Below are 16,047 nucleotides of genomic sequence, written 5' to 3'. Positions count from 1 at the left end.
CTGGGGGGTGTTTCCCATCTGTCGCAGGAACTCACCGAAAGGTCGGCATGCGCCGATTTGTCCCGTACCTTAACGCAACGTTAGAGTCTGGGCCGTACTGCAGGTGGCGAGTCACTCGTCCTGCCTCATTTCTGTAAGACCGGAGCATTTCTCGTGTCATTGGCACTACGTCCCACATCGCTGTCCCGACCCACGTGGCTGAGCCCGAGGGTCTTCCGAACCGAATTTCTCGCCGGATTGGTCGTTGCTATCGCGTTGATCCCGGAGGCGATTTCATTCTCGATCCTGGCCGGCGTTGATCCGCAAGTAGGCCTGTTCGCATCGTTCACCATGGCCGTCACGATCGCCTTCACCGGTGGGCGGCCGGCAATGATCTCCGCAGCCACCGGGGCAATTGCCCTGGTTGTTGCGCCACTGGTTCGCGATTACGGCCTGGGGTATCTGGTTGCCGCCGTGATCCTCGGAGGGATCTTCCAGGTCGCTCTCGCCCTTGCGGGAGTTGCGCGACTCATGAGGTTCGTTCCACGTAGCGTTATGGTCGGTTTCGTCAACGCGTTGGCCATCCTAATCTTCAGCGCCCAACTGCCATACCTGATTGACGTGCCAGCATTGGTGTATCCGATGGTGGCGATTGGGATCGTCATCATGCTTTTTCTGCCACGCGTCACCAGCATCATCCCTGCCCCTCTGGTTGCAGTCGTGCTGCTGACCATCGCGACTGTGACGCTCGGCTTGACCGTGCCAAACGTCGGCGGTGAAGGTGAACTGCCTACCAGCCTGCCGACGCTGGGGCTGCCTGACGTTCCGCTCACGTTTGAGACCTTGCGTATCATCGCTCCCTTCGCCCTCGCGGTGGCGCTTGTCGGGCTCATGGAATCGCTGATGACCGCCAAGCTCGTCGATGACATCACTGACACCCACTCCAACAAGACCCGGGAGTCTTTTGGTCAGGGCATCGCCAACATCGTCACCGGCTTCTTTGGCGGTATGGGCGGCTGCGCGATGATCGGGCAGACCATGATCAACGTGAAGACCAGCGGGGCACGGACCCGCCTGTCCACGTTCCTCGCAGGCGTCCTGCTGCTGACCCTGGTTGTCGCGCTGGGGCCCGTCGTCGAGGTCATCCCCATGGCTGCGCTGGTAGCAGTGATGATCATCGTGGCCTATTCGACCTTCGACTGGCACAGCCTGAAGTCGCTGCCCCACATGCCTAAGAGCGAGACCACCGTCATGCTCGCCACCGTGATCGCCACGGTATTCACCCACAATCTAGCCATCGGAGTTGTTGTCGGCGTCTTGACGGCAACGGTGCTGTTCGCCCGGCGCGTGGCCCACTTGGTCACAGTCGACCGCCAGCCAAGCGTCGACGGGACTTCGATCACCTACTTCGTGCATGGCGAGCTGTTTTTTGCGTCCAGCAATGATCTGGTGTACCAGTTCGACTTCGCCAACGACCCTGACGAAGTGATTATTGACATGACTGGTGCACACATCTGGGATGCCTCCACCGTTGCCGCACTCGATGCGATTATCTACAAGTACGAAAAGCGCAACAAGAGCGTGGAGGTGATCGGAGTGAACGAGTACAGCACCGCGATGCGTACGCGACTCAAAGGCCGTTTGACCTCGGGACACTGATGGACGGCAACGGAGTTGGAGACGGCGTTCTCGTGCAGATCGGCGTCCTCGCAGAGCGCGTAGGACTGAGCATGCGGACCGTGCGCTACTACGAGGAAGTTGGACTCGTGGTCCCTTCCACCCGTAGCCCAGGAGGGTTTCGCCTGTTCGGGCCACTCGAGGAAGAACGACTTCGAGTGCTCAAGACCCTCAAGCCTTTGGGATTCACCCTTGATCAGATGCGCGAACTCGTGCACGTCCTCGACGCCGCTGGCGCCCCAAGCCTGACTTCGGCCGCCCGATCCGCACTTCTGGCAAAGCTGACCGCTTTACATCAGGACCTGGACCAACGTCGAGTGCGTCTCCAATTGCAACTGGACGCTGCCACACAACTCAGCACGGCTCTCCAACGCGCCGAAGAGTCACTAGGCAGCGCCTAGCCCAACAGGCACGTGGCGAACCTCATCGCTCGCGACAGTTATGCTGCAAATGGAGCGCCGGGAAGTCTGGTCGGCACGGCAGGACATGCCGTCAACTGATTGGAGCGCTCCTTGCCTTCCCCTGGCGTGATATTCACGCGCATCCCCCGAGCCAACCGCCGCTGGGTTGAAGAGCAACTGCGCGAGGAAACTATCGGCGGAGCCCTCCTGCTCATCGCAGCCGCACTAGCCATGATCTGGGCCAACTCCCCATGGAGCGCCCAATACGAGGCCTTTGTCTCGACAGTCATCGGCATCCCCGCCCTCCACTTGGACCTCACAGTCGGGGAATGGGCTGCAGACGGGCTGCTAGCCATCTTCTTCCTGGTTGTGGGGCTCGAACTCAAGCACGAACTGACTCTGGGAACGCTGTCGCGCCCAGCACAGGCTGCTGTGCCTATCGCCGCAGCCTTGGGCGGAATGCTTGTACCAGCTCTGATCTACACAGGCATCAACCTGTGGACTCCAGGCGGATCACCCATCGGTTGGGGCATCCCCATGGCAACCGACATCGCCTTCGCACTAGCCGTGCTCGCCATAGTCGGCCGTCGACTGCCGGTGGCCCTACGCGCTTTCCTGCTCACATTGGCCGTCGTCGATGACCTCGGCGCAATCACTGTCATCGCCCTGTTCTACACCGAGCACGTATCCCTCACCTGGCTCGCAGCATCCCTAATCTGTCTAGCGGGCTACGCGTGGGCACAACATCGCCGAATAACCACATGGTGGCTGTATGTGCCTCTTGCCCTACTGGCCTGGGGCTTCATGCACGCCAGTGGCATCCATGCAACCATCGCCGGCGTTGCAATTGGACTTCTCACTCGTGCGCGCCCAGACACGGGCGAAGAACAAGGACCAGCAGATCGAGTCCAACATCGGATTCACCCGCTGAGTGCCGGAATCGCAGTACCGCTGTTCGCCCTGACCGCCGCAGGGATTCCACTTGCCGGGATCAACGTTGTCGAGGCGCTCACCAGCCCGATCGCCCTGGGAATCGGGATCGGGCTCGTGGTCGGCAAGCCAATCGGCATCGTATGCACAGCGTGGCTCGTTGCAAGGTTCACTCGGGCCTCGCTAGCTCCATCAATCACCTGGGCCGACGTCACGGCAGTCGGCGTGCTTGCCGGAGTTGGCTTCACCGTCGCACTACTGATTGCAGAACTAGCCTACGAAGGAACAGCCCTGCTCCCCGATGCCAAACTCGCAGTCCTCGTGGCCTCACTGATCGCTGGAGTCCTCGCCTCCATAGTGCTTCTCGCTCGCGGACGGCACTACACGCCACTGCGAGCGCACTCGGACTGATGAGAGCACCAGGGGCGAAATCGCCGAAGCCATCGATGGAATTGCCACGGCAAAGCTTGACGTCACCCGTAGTCCGTTTGAACTGCGATTGATTTTGCGAGGTACCGATGCTGCCGGGCACCTCACACCAACAGGGGTAGGGACCCGTGCTGCCGTTCGGGCAGATCGCGTCAGTGTCGGGGTCATGGTCAGTCCATTTCACGCGGGTGAGCTCGGCGCCGTCGGATAGCGCTCCTTCGAGGTTGGCTCCCCTGAGATTTGCTCCGGTCAGGACTGCGTACCTGGAATCTGCATTCCTGGGCTCTGCTTTCGCCAGCTTGTTCCCCCCTGAAGTACGCACCCGTGTTTTCAGAGTGACTCATGTCAATGCGGTTCATCGTGGCGTTGTCGAACATCCCCACCTCATGGTTGCCTTTGGACAGGTCAGCGGCCGTCAGGCTCGCATCGCTGATGCGTGGATCCGTTGGTATTCGGCATGGCCAGCCCGGCCAGGTACGCCTTGGCGAGGTTCGAAGCGTCGAATACAAACGCCGCCTTCCCGGCGGACTTCAAATTGCCGATCGAAATGCTGTTCTTGAAGCCAACTGCTCTGCGAAATCAATGACGTTCTGCGTGCGACATCGCCGACGATCGGTTGCGAGTTCTCGGCAAATGCGCAATGACAACATCTCAGCGAACATGTATCCCGCTGACGTCTGTATCTCACTGACGTCGCAAGTTCTTTCTAATCGTATTCGCCGCCAATTCTGTGCGCGGTGGAAGGTTGGCGGAGTTCTACTTTCGAACCATGACAAATCTCCACTTCCTCACTAAACCAATGGTCGCGCTCGCAGCAATTTCCGTTAGTGCTTTGGGATTCGTCCAGCCCGCTCATGCGGCGGTAGGCGACTTCACGGAGATTTCGATGCCGGCCTACGCGGCACCATACGGAGTTGTCCTTGGGCCTGATGGCAACATCTGGGTAGCAAATGGAGGCGGCGCGAACGCCATCGCAAGAGTCACGCCGTCCGGCACGGTCACCAATTTCCCATTGCCTGGACCCGGGTCGAATCCTCGATTCATCGCAGTCGGCTCCGATCGCAATCTTTGGTTCACGGAGCAGTCAAGCAACAAGATCGGTCGGATCACCACGACTGGGGTGATAACGGAGTTCGCCGTGCCTACGGCTAACTCCGAGCCGTGGGGTATCGCTCCCGGCCCCGATGGGGCACTGTGGTTCACCGAGATCAAGGCCAACAAGATTGGGCGCATTACCACCGCCGGGGCTATTACAGAGTGGCAAATTCCTACGCCGAATTCGCAACCGTGGGGCATTACTGCAGCACCCAAGGGCGAGCCTCGGATGTATTTCACCGAGCAAGCGGGCGACAAGATTGGCTCCATCTGGATGTCGGGAACGATCTCTGAGGTGGCTCTGGCAGCGGGCTCAGCTCCTCGAGGTATCGCAGTGAGCGAGGATCTGGTGTGGTTTGCAGAATCTGGATCCGGGAAGCTCGGTCGGCTGGCGGACTCGACTCCGCTAGAAATCAGTTTCCCGAGCAACTCACAGCCGACGATGCTCGCTGATGGTCCCGGACCGTCCATCTGGATCACCATGAACGGGACCAATCAGCTGGTGCGCATGGCGGCCAATGGATCCGTAGTGGGTATGTACGCGCTGCCCGCCAGCGCCAGGCCTATGGGACTGGACATGGGATCCGACGGCAGCATGTGGGTGGCAGAGACCTTTCCTGGCAAGATCGCCAAGGTCCTTTCGGGGCAAGTTCCCATGATTGCCAGCCCTCCAGGGATTATGTCGCCCACGAATCCCAATGTGGGATCGGTTCTGACGGCAGCCAACGGAAGTTGGTCCTATGCACCCACTAGCTATACCTACGCCTGGCAGCGTTGCTCTAGCCAGGCCGTCAACACCTGTACAGCCCAGGTATCGACGGCGTGGCAGTACACCGTCCAGGCCGCTGACGCCAATCAATATTTGCGCCTGGGGGTTGCTGCGTCGAGCGCCAACGGCAAATCCACCACGGAATACTCAGCTCCAGTTTCAGTGGGCTCCAGCACCACGACACCAGTTGTGGTGCCAACGGCGCCGCCACCGACTGTGGTGCCCACGGTGACCACTGTTGTCGGACCTGCGAAGCAAAAGCGCAAGGCCACCAAGACCTATACCGCGCGCGTCTCGGCCAGTGCGACCGGAACAGTCACCTTCAATTTCCGTGCTGCTGGCAAGCAAGGCATCCGGCGCGCAGCAGTTGGTATCGGTGGTGTTGCGCAGGTGCGCTGGCGTGTTCCGGCTCGATGGCCGCGTGGGCTCACATCGGTCACGGCATCCTTCCAGCCTGCCGTGCCGTCAGCCTTCACATTCTCCAGTGGTTTCACGCAGACAAAGATCCGCTGAAGGTGGTTGCACATTCGACCTCGCCCTTGCCCCCACGAGAATGCGGCATCGAACACGGACAACGAGACATTCTTGATGCCATTGGTTCGCTGATCGTGAAATGCAGGAATGGCAACGCGTGAGTTGCCGAAAGGCAATCCAATGTGAGCGCCTCCTCACCCCAAACACCTGATCTCACAATCTACGGCGGCATCCCCAGATGTCACTAACGGGTTCCACAGCTCTACGGGATGGAAATACAAATGGATCGCAAAAGCATGGCTGGGATCCTGGTTTCGAGCCTTGCGGCCGCAATGATTCCGCTCGGTGCTCTGGCAGCACCGGCAGCACACGCAGACACCTATGTCGATGGTCGTGACTTTGGACTGCACGTGCCCCGAGTAGCTAATGGTGTCGTACCAACAGTGACGTACGGAGCGATCAGGTTGTGGGATTCCGGTGTCGCATGGGGACAAGTCGAGCAGCAACGAGGCAAGTATTGGTGGGTGGGGCTGGACCACGCCGTACAAGCGGCGCAGGCGCAGCGTGCGCAGATTCTGTACGTACTTGGATCACACCCACATGGGGTGCTTCTCGCGTCTCGCAGGGCACCTACCCGAATAAGGGAGCCGCCTCCAATCCGCGGCTTATGTCCGATTGGCGTCGGTGGGTGACTGCCGTTGTTAGGCGTTTTGGGCCATCGATCGATGCGTACCAGATCTGGAATGAGGCCAACCTCACGACGTTTTGGCAGGGAACTCCACGACAGATGGTCCTGTTGACGCTGGAGGCAAAGCGCATCATCCGACGTCTGGACCCAACAGCGGAGGTTGTTGCAGCAAGCAGCACTGTCCGGCTGAAGAGTACCTTCAACAGAATCTTCCCTCGTACCTGAACCAACTGCGACGTCCGGGCTGGCCTGTGGACGCCTTCGCTATCCACACCTACGGACCGAGCACAGCAACCCCTGCACTTCGCGCCGCATACGTATCGCGTGCTCGCGCGGCGCTTCGCAAAGCACACGCGGCAATCCGACCACTGTGGGACACCGAAGTGAACTATGGAACAAAAGGCCCCGGCTCGCACTACCCCGACAAAGACATCGGCGGAACCAAGGCAGCGATCTATGTCGCGCACACCTATCTGGACAGCGTGAGGCTGGGGGTCGCGCACACCTTCTGGTACTCGTGGTCTGCCAGGAACGATCTCCTGGGCGTCACGATGAATACCGGCTTCCCCAGTTCCACGGCGTTTCAGACCACATACGCGTGACTTGCCGGCGCTGTGGTGAGTTGCCGAAGCGGGCATGTGCGCCTCTGCCGAGTGAATCGAGCAGGCGTCCTATCGACGGTTGCATGGACAAGCACCGGCAGTTGCGGCGCATTCACAGTTTCCTAATATGCGACGCTCATGTGCGATGCCACCAATCGCTGTCAGGACATAACCCCTGGAACACATATGCGAATCGGCAGGATGCCCCGCTGGTTTGGATAGTGGCGACGCACACTCAGTCGCTACTCAAGCGTCCAGCCATGTGTCCCAAGATTCATCTCACCGAATCTTCATTGGTACCGCTTGATCTTCCGCAGTTGCGAGCCTGGACTGGTGCACTGGAGCGCTTCTCACGAGGCCTCACTCATGCACGCTGGCTTGGAAGAAGCATTGATCCAAGCTCAAGGCGACGAGGGATCTCCGAAACGTGGAACAAGTGACGGCAAGAATTACCTCGCGCATGCTGCGACTGCAGTCAAGCGCAGCCGCAGTTCGCCGCACATTTGGACTGCCGCACTGACGCCCGCCGCACCTCGCGGAGACATGAAGTGAGCAGACGCACCGTGGCATCTGCGGTGCGTCAGGTGGTGTCCGGTAACAGCGTGTCCGGATGGCATCGCCTGCTCGTGCAAACACGACCAGTAGCCAGGGCAATCGGCCACGCAACAGTGCGCAACTCACGAACTACTGCACAGCCCTCGATACGACTCAAAGGTAAACCAGATCACGCTTCGCCAGTCCTGGTGGTTGCGCTCCTAATGCAACCCGATGATTCACACAACTGCCGGGCGAGGGAGCTACAAAGAATGGGCACCCGACTCTGTGAAATTTGTCATTCACACGATGCGCATGTGAAGTTGGGGCAACTCACTTGCGCTGATCCGCACAACGCGCGCGGACAATTCCGAACCGAGCATGTCCAAGAGCAGATTCATCAATTCGTACATGGACGAAGAGTCGATGTACTGCGTAGCAAATGTCATTTCCGTGCGACCTAAGTCCAAATCATTATGCACGGCGACCGTCGAACCCTGAAAAATGAGGAACAGTTCTTTCACCTCTGCTTCACAGAGATCAGGGTATGCAAACTCCACAGTCACTTCGAAATCGACCGCGCAACCTCCCGCTGCTACAGCAGGGCAGGGCATGGTGAGGGCGTAGGTAGGGCATCCAAGAAACGGAGAGCTCGTTTGGCCTAACACTGTGCTCATGCTCACCGCGCATTGACCTTGGACAGGTAGAGCGGGAGGCGAAGCAATTGACTTGCAATGCGAGTCAACGCCCACGGCACTCTTTCTCGCGTGAATCTGCAATTGCTCATGAGGAATGGTGCACACGCGCGAACACTCGTGGCGCTAGCCAGATCCCTCACGGCCGTCAGATCCCACGAAAACTTCCGTCGCTGAAATCTCAATACACGCCTGGGCGGATGTTCAGTCAGATGCTTGCCGAAGTTCATAGTTGGCACACGTCCGATACATTGATCGATGAGTGTCTGTAACAGTGGAATCGAAATCACAACAATCGAACAAGTACTCATTGATCTGTGCCGCCAGTACTTTGTGGCCGCGAACTGACTAGGTGTAGACGCGAAGTCCCCGAACTAGTAAGCCACCGGCAGCAGTCAGCCATAGCAAGGTCCTCGACCAAGAAGTTGATCAACTGGATGCGTTTCAGCACCCACTTCACCGAGTCACGCACCCACATGGCTTCGTGGCTTTCCCCAGCCAAGCGAGTCACAGTTTCCCGCGTCGACTGAATCGCATCCAGGGCTTCACTACCCATTGCATCAAGGGATAGAGCCTGATCGGCCAGGTGAGGCATGTCGGCGGCCATTTGGCTCCCTACGATCTTCAGGTTTGCGGTGAGAACCTCTTCCGCAAGCAGATCCAATGCCGCTGCCAATCTCGTCCACCAAATAGCCTGCTTCAAGTAGGCATGCGGACACATTGCCAATTCGCAGATCTCCTGGGTAGCGATCAATTCGCGTCGTGAGTCGATTTCACTTGCTTGGCTCATTACTGCCTCCTCGCGTGGACTCGTTGCACTCAGATTGCCATCGAACTGTGCCCAATTTGATTCTGGGGAGGTGACAGCTATGTGTCAGCACGATTCGGCAATTGGATCCCTACACACTGGTAGGAATGTGTGGAATTACACCAGCCATGCCCTTCAGGCGCTAACCGCGATTGCCGTCAATTGGACTGCCGCTCGTTGGGTCGCCGATGAGTTTGATTCACGCCAACTCGCGATGGAGCAAGATTCAAACACCGTTGACAGGGGATGACTCATTGCGCCTGACCCATCCTCTTTCGCACTTAAGATGAGTGGGACTGTCACGACCTAGACGTTTGCAGACGAAGTCAACTGCGACTGGAGAAACGTGACAAAACGCTTGAACCCTGAGGAATTGGATGATTCAGGATGTGTCCGAGAACCCTCGAGGACACCTAGCATCGCCGCCAATGCTGCCGCAATCGGCATATCGGTGATCTCCGCATCCTCCACGACTTCTGGTCCGTGCAGGTGCTCCGACAGTAGATTGAGGTCACCTATGACATGAACCCCACTGGCGCGAATCGCATCGACGTACACGCTCGCGAACTCGGCCGCCCGATCCAGTGCCCACTGCGGCGTCTGTAACCGCGCCTCGTCAGGCCCGGGCATTCGTCTTTCGATCATCCCCTTAATCAGCCCGTCATGTACTTTGTCGCTGTACGGGCCCCAGCCCATGGCTCCTCCAACCGCGATGTTCAGGTGACGAAGCAGTTCGGCTTCAGCCAGTGTCATCGAGCGATTGGGCGCAGCGTCCCGGTGATTAAGAAGGGTCCCACCGGGCAGACCGAGCAGCCGCTCGAAACTCAGGTAGATGCCATCACGGTTGGCGTCGTCAACGACAACGACGGTCAAGTTCTCTGGACCGACCAGTGCAGCCCAACGCTGGACAACGCGGTCATGGTGATGACGATTCCAAAACGTTTGCGGCTTGGGCTCCGCGAACTCAGAGGCAAAGATCTGGTGCAGCCAAGGCTCATATCCAGTCTCGTAGCCAGACTTCAGGATCTGCTGCCAGGCCGAGGGCAGAATGCGTGCCAAGTTACGAAGAGTGACAACAACATGGATGCGTTTCCGGCCGACCTGACTGACGATACGCTCGGCGATCTCGTTGCTGGACTCAGCGAAGAACTCACTCGAGCACACTGTTGTGCCCTCGTATAAGTGCGCGCTACGCACGAAATCCTTCCAGGCATTCGGATCAGGCGCCGCTGATCCCCCGACGCGCCAGCCCAACCTCCTGTCCATGGCCGAGGAGGCGATGAGTCGATGAGCCTGTCGGGTGCCCGGGTAGCGGATCTTCAGGGTTTCCAACACCGGTCGGCTATTAGCGAGCGAAGCCTGAATGGCGGTAGTGCCCGTCTTGTGCACGCCAATATGCAAGACCATGCCACCAGGAGCCAGCAGGAGAGAAGACCCTTCAGAATCTGCAGTCACTCCCAAACCCTACCTACAAGGGCTGCACCTGGGCTTCGTCAGCACCTGCGAGTACAAGCGCAACTCGGATCCGTAGCCGAGCACGCGCACACAGTTGAATAGCTGCTGCGAGCACTCACAACTGTGCTTCACCAGCATCGGCGCGTGGACCCCCGAAATGACCAAGGATCCCCGATTTTCACAGGGACCCACTGCTGGGCCAAGGCCCATGTAGTTGAACGTTCAATCTGTAGCGGGGAGCAGCTGAAGATGCAAGGGCTTTGGTTGCGTGCCCTGCGAGTTACCCTCACAAACGAGCACTTCTGCACCCCTTTCTGCACTTCCCTGAGGGTGCAAGCCTGCACCCACCCCGCGCACTGTCGACCAATCTAACCTCAGGGACGTTTCAACCTTTAGCAGCGCAAAGCCATCAATGCGTATACGAATTCACCACGCCGTTGGGCATTGCATCCGCCACTAGACATGAGGCTCCTGTTCATGCGGCGAGTGCCTTGAGTTGATGACGTAGTTGCCTCACGATCTCTGGGTCTGCGCTCGTGATCACGTTGTCCATCTCGAAAGGATCTTTGATGAGATTGAAGAGTTCTTCCTCTCCGTCGCGATCAATTTCTCTCACGCTACTTCCGATGTCGGTCACTCGGAGCGCTCAAAGGCTTGGGTCACTATCTAATGTATCCCCACTGTGGTTAACTGAATCCATGGAATGCGAGCCCTCCCTGCAGAGTCGAATCGTCTTTGGCGACGATCACTCTGCCGGTGCAGACATCGCATTTAGGTGGATCACTGCACACGAATGGCCCACGTGGGACCTTGACATTGTCTCCGTAACACCTCCGGATCCGAGCTTTGTCTCCTTGATCACCTCAGACCCCTTGCGTGAAGTGCAGCCCGAACACCCTCGGACGATTCCAAAGTCATGCGAATTGAAAAAGGTCCGATACCTGACTGCTTCAGGGGACCCACGAATCGTGCTCAGCGAGGGCCTCGGGGTTGGCCTCACGGTTATCGGAGCGCGCGGGAGCGGAATCATGAAGGCGCTCCATTTGGGCAGCACTGCTGAGCGGCTGGCGAAGTCTCCAAATGCACCTGTTGTCATCGCACGGCGCTCAGAACGGATACATTCAATCCTCGCTTGTGTCGACGGTTCCCCTCATTCGGATGCCGCCATCGCAGCACTCGTCAAGATGCCTTGGATAGCCACGACGCACGTGACTGTGCTCGCCGTTGATCACGATTTGGATTGGGATTCGGAAGTGCCATCCTTACGTGAGAAGGCTGAAAACTCTGCGCGGATATTGCGCGACTGTGGCGCAAAGGTGTCAGTGAAAGTCCTGCTCGCTGATCCGACTGTGTCGCGACTCAACGCCAAGTACCCGATCTTCGACATGCTCGATTCATTGGCCCCGGATTTTGTTGCTCTGGGCACGAAGGGGCGCCGGGGTCTATCTCGTGCGCTGATGGGATCGATCGCAAACGACGTCACTCAGTACGCAGAATGCTCCGTGCTACTAGCCCATGGCCACTGAGTCGACTTCAACAACGATACTGGCCGCGCGGATACGCCGCGGACTCCGCCATATTCGGTCACAGTTGCCCGAGTTTAGGGCTTCCGACAAGGTTGAACCATGGATCCCAATGATCTAGTAGCCACACTCACGGACCCCATCTGGATCCTCATCGCATTTGCTGCGGGCTTCCTGTGTCGCGCCATTGGTCTGCCACCTCTGGTGGGGTACCTCGCTGCCGGCTTGGGCCTGCATGCTTTCGGTGCCGAAACAGGTGCCCTGCTCGATCAAATCGCCGATGTAGGCATCATCTTGCTGCTCTTCACGGTCGGACTCAAGCTCAATCTGAAATCTCTCTTCAAGGCCGAGATCTGGGTGGTCGGAACCCTCGAAGTCACGCTGGCCACGTTCGGCTTCACCGGTGTTATCTGGTTGCTCGCATTCACTCAGACAGGGCCCTTTTCAGGCTTGGACCTGCGTGCTGCATTACTGCTGGGCATTTCGCTGTCATTCTCAAGCACAGTCTTCGCAGTGAAGGTGCTTGAGGACCGGGGCGCGGCATCGAGCAGACACGGAAAACTGGCGATTGGGGTGCTCGTCCTACAGGACTTCATTGCCGTCATCATCCTGGCCGCATCGGCGCAGGCGTGGCCGAGCGTCTGGGCTCTAGCTCTGGTCCTGCTCATTCCTGCGCGTCCACTTCTCGTCCGCGTGATGAACAGCAGCGGTCACGGTGAGTTGCTCCTGCTGTTCGGTGTCGCAGCAGCCCTGTCCGGCAGCGCACTGTTCGATGCTGTCGGCATCAAGGGAGCCGTAGGGGCGCTTGCTGCCGGACTCCTCCTTTCCAACACCGAGAAGGCCGATGAGCTCAGTAAGAACATGCTGGGCTTGAAGGACATTTTTCTCGTGGGCTTCTTTCTCAGCGTCGGCATGACACAGTTCCCGGATGGGATAGGCATCGCCATCGCAGCGGCCCTGATCTTGATACTGCCGCTCAAGGCCCTGCTCTATTTCCTACTGTTCTCCATGCGGTTCCTGCGAGCGCGCACCTCTTGGCAGGCGAGCCTGGATCTCGCCAACTACAGCGAATTTGGCTTGATCCTGCTCGTTGTCGCCGCTGGCGTGGGCTGGATTCCTTCGATATGGATCGCCGTCTTGGCTTTGGCGATCATCGGATCGTTTGCGATCTCCGCGCCTATCGCTGAGCGAGGGGATGTGTTCTACCGACACGTGCGGGCAAGTCTGAAACGCCACGAGCGAGCTCGACGACTACCAGGAGATGAAGATCTTCACGTGCTCGACATCGACTACGTAGTCTTCGGGATGGGCCGCATTGGCTCGCATGCCTACAGCGCACTGAACGCTCAACACCCTGGCCGGGTGCTCGGCGTTGACATGGACAGCGCGCGCATCGCACGAGCGCAGGCACACCAGCAGACGTGCGTCGTGGGAGATGCCACCGATCCCGAGTTCTGGTCGAGGACTGATGGTCTCGTTGAACATCTGTCGTGGGTCCTGCTCACCATGTCTTCACACGAAGCCAACGTGGCAGCTGTCGAATTGCTACGCGAGCGCGGCTTCGTTGGCAAGATCGCCGCAACATCGACCTTCCCCGACGATGCGCAGGACCTCCGTAACCTTGGCGTGGATCTCGCTTTCGATGTGTACGCCGAAGCCGGGGCCGGATTCGCAGCACACCTGTCACAACGCATCGCCGAGGAGTGACGGCTCTCTCAAGCCGTATTGAGTAACGGACAACAGGCATGAGCGCACAACCATATGCAAATCTGCAACACGTGGGTCTCGTAAAACTCGCTCCGATCCCCAACGGCGATCCCATATACCAAGCCGCCACGGGTGACACCCACGCTCTCGCCGGCTAGAGCAAATTCGGGCTGATTGGCTCGTCCATGATCAGAGTGCGCACTCTGCCTGCGACACTTTCACCGCGATGAGAGTCGATCATTAGGCATCAATCCAGCACCCCCCATTGCATTTTCGTCGTCAATCTCGCATCGAATTGTCGATCCGATCGACGAAGGACTGGACTCGCAGGACGGCTTGTTCGATGTCGGAGGCGAGACCGAGTTCGTCGAGACCTTCAGTGGCCCGAACGTACATTGACGGCCAATGGGGCAACGCAACGAGTACGGGCGGCCAGCGCTGCTTACTCCGACCCTCGAAGACAGCGACACACGCAGCACGCGTTTCGCTCAGGGTTTCGTCAACTAGCAGCGCTTCGAGAAGTTGCAGGTCAACCAGATCGCGCCCTCGATCATTCGCACGTGGCTCATCAACAGGCTCGGTGCAACCGTGGAGCTTCTGTGCGACCTGCCATGGCAGTGTCATGCACGGCACTGCCCCGCTGTTCGCTAGACCCACGAGCGCCAGAGCCTGGGAACTGACCTTGTCGTAAGAATCGCCGTTGCCCGCTTCGCTCGGAGAGACCTCGATCGGTACCGACACGAAGGGTTTGCCTTGGTAGTGGATCTTCGCAGTGAATCGGAATGCATCAGAACCCAGCACCGGAACCTCGAATGCAACCGGCGGCGTGAACACGGCAGTGAATCCCTCCCACCCTTGCGCACCTGCCTCGGCGAGCATTTCGTGGACGGCAGCGATGTCACCTCGAATGACGGCGTCAAGGACCTTAGACGTTCGGGACTGCGGGATGCCTCGCCGCAGTTCCAGGGAGACGCCTCCTTTGACCAGAAGCAGCGGATCCCCGTGATCGTCGGTCAGCGCCGAGAAGAACTGGGTCACGACTAGAACACCGACGTGCTGCTGGAGCCGACCAAAGACGATTCCCTCGCGCTTCGCAGCGGCCGCCAGGCGATCTCGCAATGCCCGCAGATTCGAAGGGGAGGCGTCATAACGCGACGTCATGCCCGTCGCCCGCTATTCGTGCCACGCTCATCGATCCGAGTGTGCAATGCCCGTGCCTCGTCCCGCCGAAGTTCACCTTGGGCTTCGGCTTGATCGAGCGCCAGACGTAGTTGGTAAGGGTCGGTGCCGTCGGCCAAGCAGTCTCGGACGGTACGGGCAACCGTGGTGACGGGAATATCGTCGACCTCGGTGACATCGCCCATCGCAAGGTCCCGGCGATGCAGGCGATACAGCTCACCACCTGCCCCGCGCGGGTGATTGGCGCGCGGCACGGTCAGATGAATGCGCGATGGGTTGACGTCGGAGAGCCCGTGCAGCACCAACGCCGACTCGTCGGAAACCACGCCCCTGCCCAGCGTCCAGGCAACCGCCTCAGCCAGATCGTCATGCCGGGTGCGCGGCAAGACGGGCACCCGATAAGCACCCCGACCCACGCGCTCCAGCCGTCCACGGGCAGCCATCACCCGCAACGCAGCAGGATCCACGCCAATGGCTCGGGCATCACGCGTGGTGATGTACCCGTGCTGCTCCACGGCTCGCTCGAGCACCCGATCCCTCACATTCATGTGCTAAAGCGTATCAAATTGATACGGATAAGCACACACAAGCACTTCAGAACCTCACCGCAAGTATGGGTGCAGATTGCCCAGGGCTGCATTCCCCCCGGGGTGCAATGAGACCCGGATCCAAGACTGCCGCCGCCTGCACCGAGGGTGCAGCCGGCAGGTGCACCGGGTGCAGGCTGCCGCCTACTTTGACCTCTCGGGAGAGGCTGAAAATCATGCTGAAATAGGACAAGACCTCCCAGATTTGGGAGGTCTTGAACCTAATTTGGTAGCGGGGAGAAACTGAGGATGCACGATCTTTGGGTTGCGTGCCCTGCGAGTTACCCTCACAAACGGTCACTTCTGCACCCCCCGCTGCACTCCCCTGAGGGTGCAAGCCTGCACCCACTCCGCCCACTTTCGAGGAAGTTATGCGACTTGGACGGCTTCCCTGACCTTGGCTGACACAGTCTTGGGAACGAGATAACCAAGTGACGACCCAAGCTGTGGCAACGCGGGCAGGAGTTAAGTCTCACAGTCTCGTCGCCCGTTCGGGCACCAAAACCCACGGTGGC

17 protein-coding genes are annotated in these 16,047 nt (G+C 58.9%); 11 read left to right on the top strand and 6 right to left on the bottom strand.

Features of this window, described 5'->3' with window-relative positions; genetic code table 11:
* Window positions 1–153 precede the first annotated feature (153 nt).
* The 9 genes from PHN51_10930 to PHN51_10890 all read left to right on the top strand — a co-directional run bounded on the left by PHN51_10930 (window position 154) and on the right by PHN51_10890 (window position 7,596).
* Entirely contained in the window at window positions 154–1,638 is a 1,485-nt protein-coding gene (locus PHN51_10930) for a SulP family inorganic anion transporter (GenBank protein MDD2819290.1), read from the top strand.
* Window positions 1,638–2,057, top strand: coding sequence for a MerR family DNA-binding transcriptional regulator (locus PHN51_10925; GenBank protein ID MDD2819289.1), 420 nt, complete (start codon window positions 1,638–1,640; stop codon window positions 2,055–2,057). Before PHN51_10930 ends, PHN51_10925 begins: the two co-directional genes overlap by 1 nt.
* Window positions 2,058–2,183: 126 nt before the next feature.
* Window positions 2,184–3,398, top strand: coding sequence for a Na+/H+ antiporter NhaA (gene nhaA / locus PHN51_10920; GenBank protein ID MDD2819288.1), 1,215 nt, complete (start codon window positions 2,184–2,186; stop codon window positions 3,396–3,398).
* A gap of 360 nt (window positions 3,399–3,758) precedes the next feature.
* On the top strand, window positions 3,759–4,211 hold the full coding sequence (locus tag PHN51_10915) for a hypothetical protein (GenBank protein ID MDD2819287.1): 453 nt from the start codon (window positions 3,759–3,761) through the stop codon (window positions 4,209–4,211).
* On the top strand, window positions 4,186–5,793 hold the full coding sequence (locus PHN51_10910) for a hypothetical protein (protein ID MDD2819286.1): 1,608 nt from the start codon (window positions 4,186–4,188) through the stop codon (window positions 5,791–5,793). Before PHN51_10915 ends, PHN51_10910 begins: the two co-directional genes overlap by 26 nt.
* A 242-nt stretch (window positions 5,794–6,035) precedes the next feature.
* Entirely contained in the window at window positions 6,036–6,446 is a 411-nt protein-coding gene (locus PHN51_10905; GenBank protein MDD2819285.1) for a hypothetical protein, read from the top strand.
* Entirely contained in the window at window positions 6,443–6,667 is a 225-nt protein-coding gene (locus tag PHN51_10900) for a hypothetical protein (GenBank protein ID MDD2819284.1), read from the top strand. The genes PHN51_10905 and PHN51_10900 overlap by 4 nt, the downstream gene beginning before the upstream one ends.
* Window positions 6,668–6,693: 26 nt before the next feature.
* On the top strand, window positions 6,694–7,044 hold the full coding sequence (locus PHN51_10895; GenBank protein MDD2819283.1) for a hypothetical protein: 351 nt from the start codon (window positions 6,694–6,696) through the stop codon (window positions 7,042–7,044).
* Between the two features lie 366 nt (window positions 7,045–7,410).
* Window positions 7,411–7,596 (top strand): hypothetical protein, encoded by a 186-nt coding sequence (locus tag PHN51_10890; GenBank protein MDD2819282.1) that lies wholly within the window; start codon window positions 7,411–7,413, stop codon window positions 7,594–7,596.
* A gap of 284 nt (window positions 7,597–7,880) precedes the next feature.
* Here PHN51_10890 and PHN51_10885 read toward each other — a convergent pair whose 3' ends face one another.
* The 4 genes from PHN51_10885 to PHN51_10870 all read right to left on the bottom strand — a co-directional run bounded on the left by PHN51_10885 (window position 7,881) and on the right by PHN51_10870 (window position 11,152).
* Window positions 7,881–8,255 carry a hypothetical protein gene (locus PHN51_10885; GenBank protein ID MDD2819281.1) on the bottom strand — a complete coding sequence of 125 codons (375 nt, stop codon included), beginning with the start codon at window positions 8,253–8,255 and terminating at the stop codon, window positions 7,881–7,883.
* A gap of 325 nt (window positions 8,256–8,580) precedes the next feature.
* Window positions 8,581–9,063, bottom strand: coding sequence for a hypothetical protein (locus tag PHN51_10880; GenBank protein MDD2819280.1), 483 nt, complete (start codon window positions 9,061–9,063; stop codon window positions 8,581–8,583).
* A gap of 324 nt (window positions 9,064–9,387) precedes the next feature.
* Window positions 9,388–10,536 carry a hypothetical protein gene (locus tag PHN51_10875; protein MDD2819279.1) on the bottom strand — a complete coding sequence of 383 codons (1,149 nt, stop codon included), beginning with the start codon at window positions 10,534–10,536 and terminating at the stop codon, window positions 9,388–9,390.
* A 475-nt stretch (window positions 10,537–11,011) separates the two neighbouring features.
* Window positions 11,012–11,152, bottom strand: coding sequence for a hypothetical protein (locus PHN51_10870; GenBank protein ID MDD2819278.1), 141 nt, complete (start codon window positions 11,150–11,152; stop codon window positions 11,012–11,014).
* A gap of 82 nt (window positions 11,153–11,234) precedes the next feature.
* On the opposite strand from PHN51_10870, the gene PHN51_10865 reads away from it, so the two are divergent.
* A complete protein-coding gene (locus tag PHN51_10865) occupies window positions 11,235–12,062 on the top strand; it encodes a universal stress protein (protein MDD2819277.1) in 828 nt (275 codons plus the stop codon).
* A gap of 99 nt (window positions 12,063–12,161) precedes the next feature.
* Window positions 12,162–13,766, top strand: a complete 1,605-nt coding sequence (locus PHN51_10860) for a cation:proton antiporter (GenBank protein MDD2819276.1) — start codon at window positions 12,162–12,164, stop codon at window positions 13,764–13,766.
* A gap of 279 nt (window positions 13,767–14,045) precedes the next feature.
* Here PHN51_10860 and PHN51_10855 read toward each other — a convergent pair whose 3' ends face one another.
* Both PHN51_10855 and PHN51_10850 read right to left on the bottom strand, forming a co-directional pair.
* On the bottom strand, window positions 14,046–14,927 hold the full coding sequence (locus PHN51_10855; protein ID MDD2819275.1) for a nucleotidyl transferase AbiEii/AbiGii toxin family protein: 882 nt from the start codon (window positions 14,925–14,927) through the stop codon (window positions 14,046–14,048).
* Window positions 14,924–15,493 (bottom strand): type IV toxin-antitoxin system AbiEi family antitoxin domain-containing protein, encoded by a 570-nt coding sequence (locus PHN51_10850; protein MDD2819274.1) that lies wholly within the window; start codon window positions 15,491–15,493, stop codon window positions 14,924–14,926. Before PHN51_10850 ends, PHN51_10855 begins: the two co-directional genes overlap by 4 nt.
* Window positions 15,494–16,047 lie beyond the last annotated feature (554 nt).

The organism is Candidatus Nanopelagicales bacterium (assembly GCA_028687755.1).
In the GTDB taxonomy this organism is placed as follows: domain Bacteria; phylum Actinomycetota; class Actinomycetes; order S36-B12; family S36-B12; genus UBA11398.
Note: the sequence above shows the minus strand (reverse complement) of the source record. Positions and strands in the feature narration are given on the sequence as shown.

Coding starts and splice junctions, on each gene's coding strand:
- PHN51_10925 (MDD2819289.1), top strand. CDS start 1,638: ATGGACGGCAACGGAGTTGGAGACGGCGTTCTCGTGCAGATCGGCGTC.
- PHN51_10915 (MDD2819287.1), top strand. CDS start 3,759: ATGTCAATGCGGTTCATCGTGGCGTTGTCGAACATCCCCACCTCATGG.
- PHN51_10910 (MDD2819286.1), top strand. CDS start 4,186: ATGACAAATCTCCACTTCCTCACTAAACCAATGGTCGCGCTCGCAGCA.
- PHN51_10905 (MDD2819285.1), top strand. CDS start 6,036: ATGGATCGCAAAAGCATGGCTGGGATCCTGGTTTCGAGCCTTGCGGCC.
- PHN51_10890 (MDD2819282.1), top strand. CDS start 7,411: ATGCACGCTGGCTTGGAAGAAGCATTGATCCAAGCTCAAGGCGACGAG.
- PHN51_10885 (MDD2819281.1), bottom strand. CDS start 8,255: ATGAGCACAGTGTTAGGCCAAACGAGCTCTCCGTTTCTTGGATGCCCT.
- PHN51_10880 (MDD2819280.1), bottom strand. CDS start 9,063: ATGAGCCAAGCAAGTGAAATCGACTCACGACGCGAATTGATCGCTACC.
- PHN51_10865 (MDD2819277.1), top strand. CDS start 11,235: ATGGAATGCGAGCCCTCCCTGCAGAGTCGAATCGTCTTTGGCGACGAT.
- PHN51_10860 (MDD2819276.1), top strand. CDS start 12,162: ATGGATCCCAATGATCTAGTAGCCACACTCACGGACCCCATCTGGATC.
- PHN51_10855 (MDD2819275.1), bottom strand. CDS start 14,927: ATGACGTCGCGTTATGACGCCTCCCCTTCGAATCTGCGGGCATTGCGA.
- PHN51_10850 (MDD2819274.1), bottom strand. CDS start 15,493: ATGAATGTGAGGGATCGGGTGCTCGAGCGAGCCGTGGAGCAGCACGGG.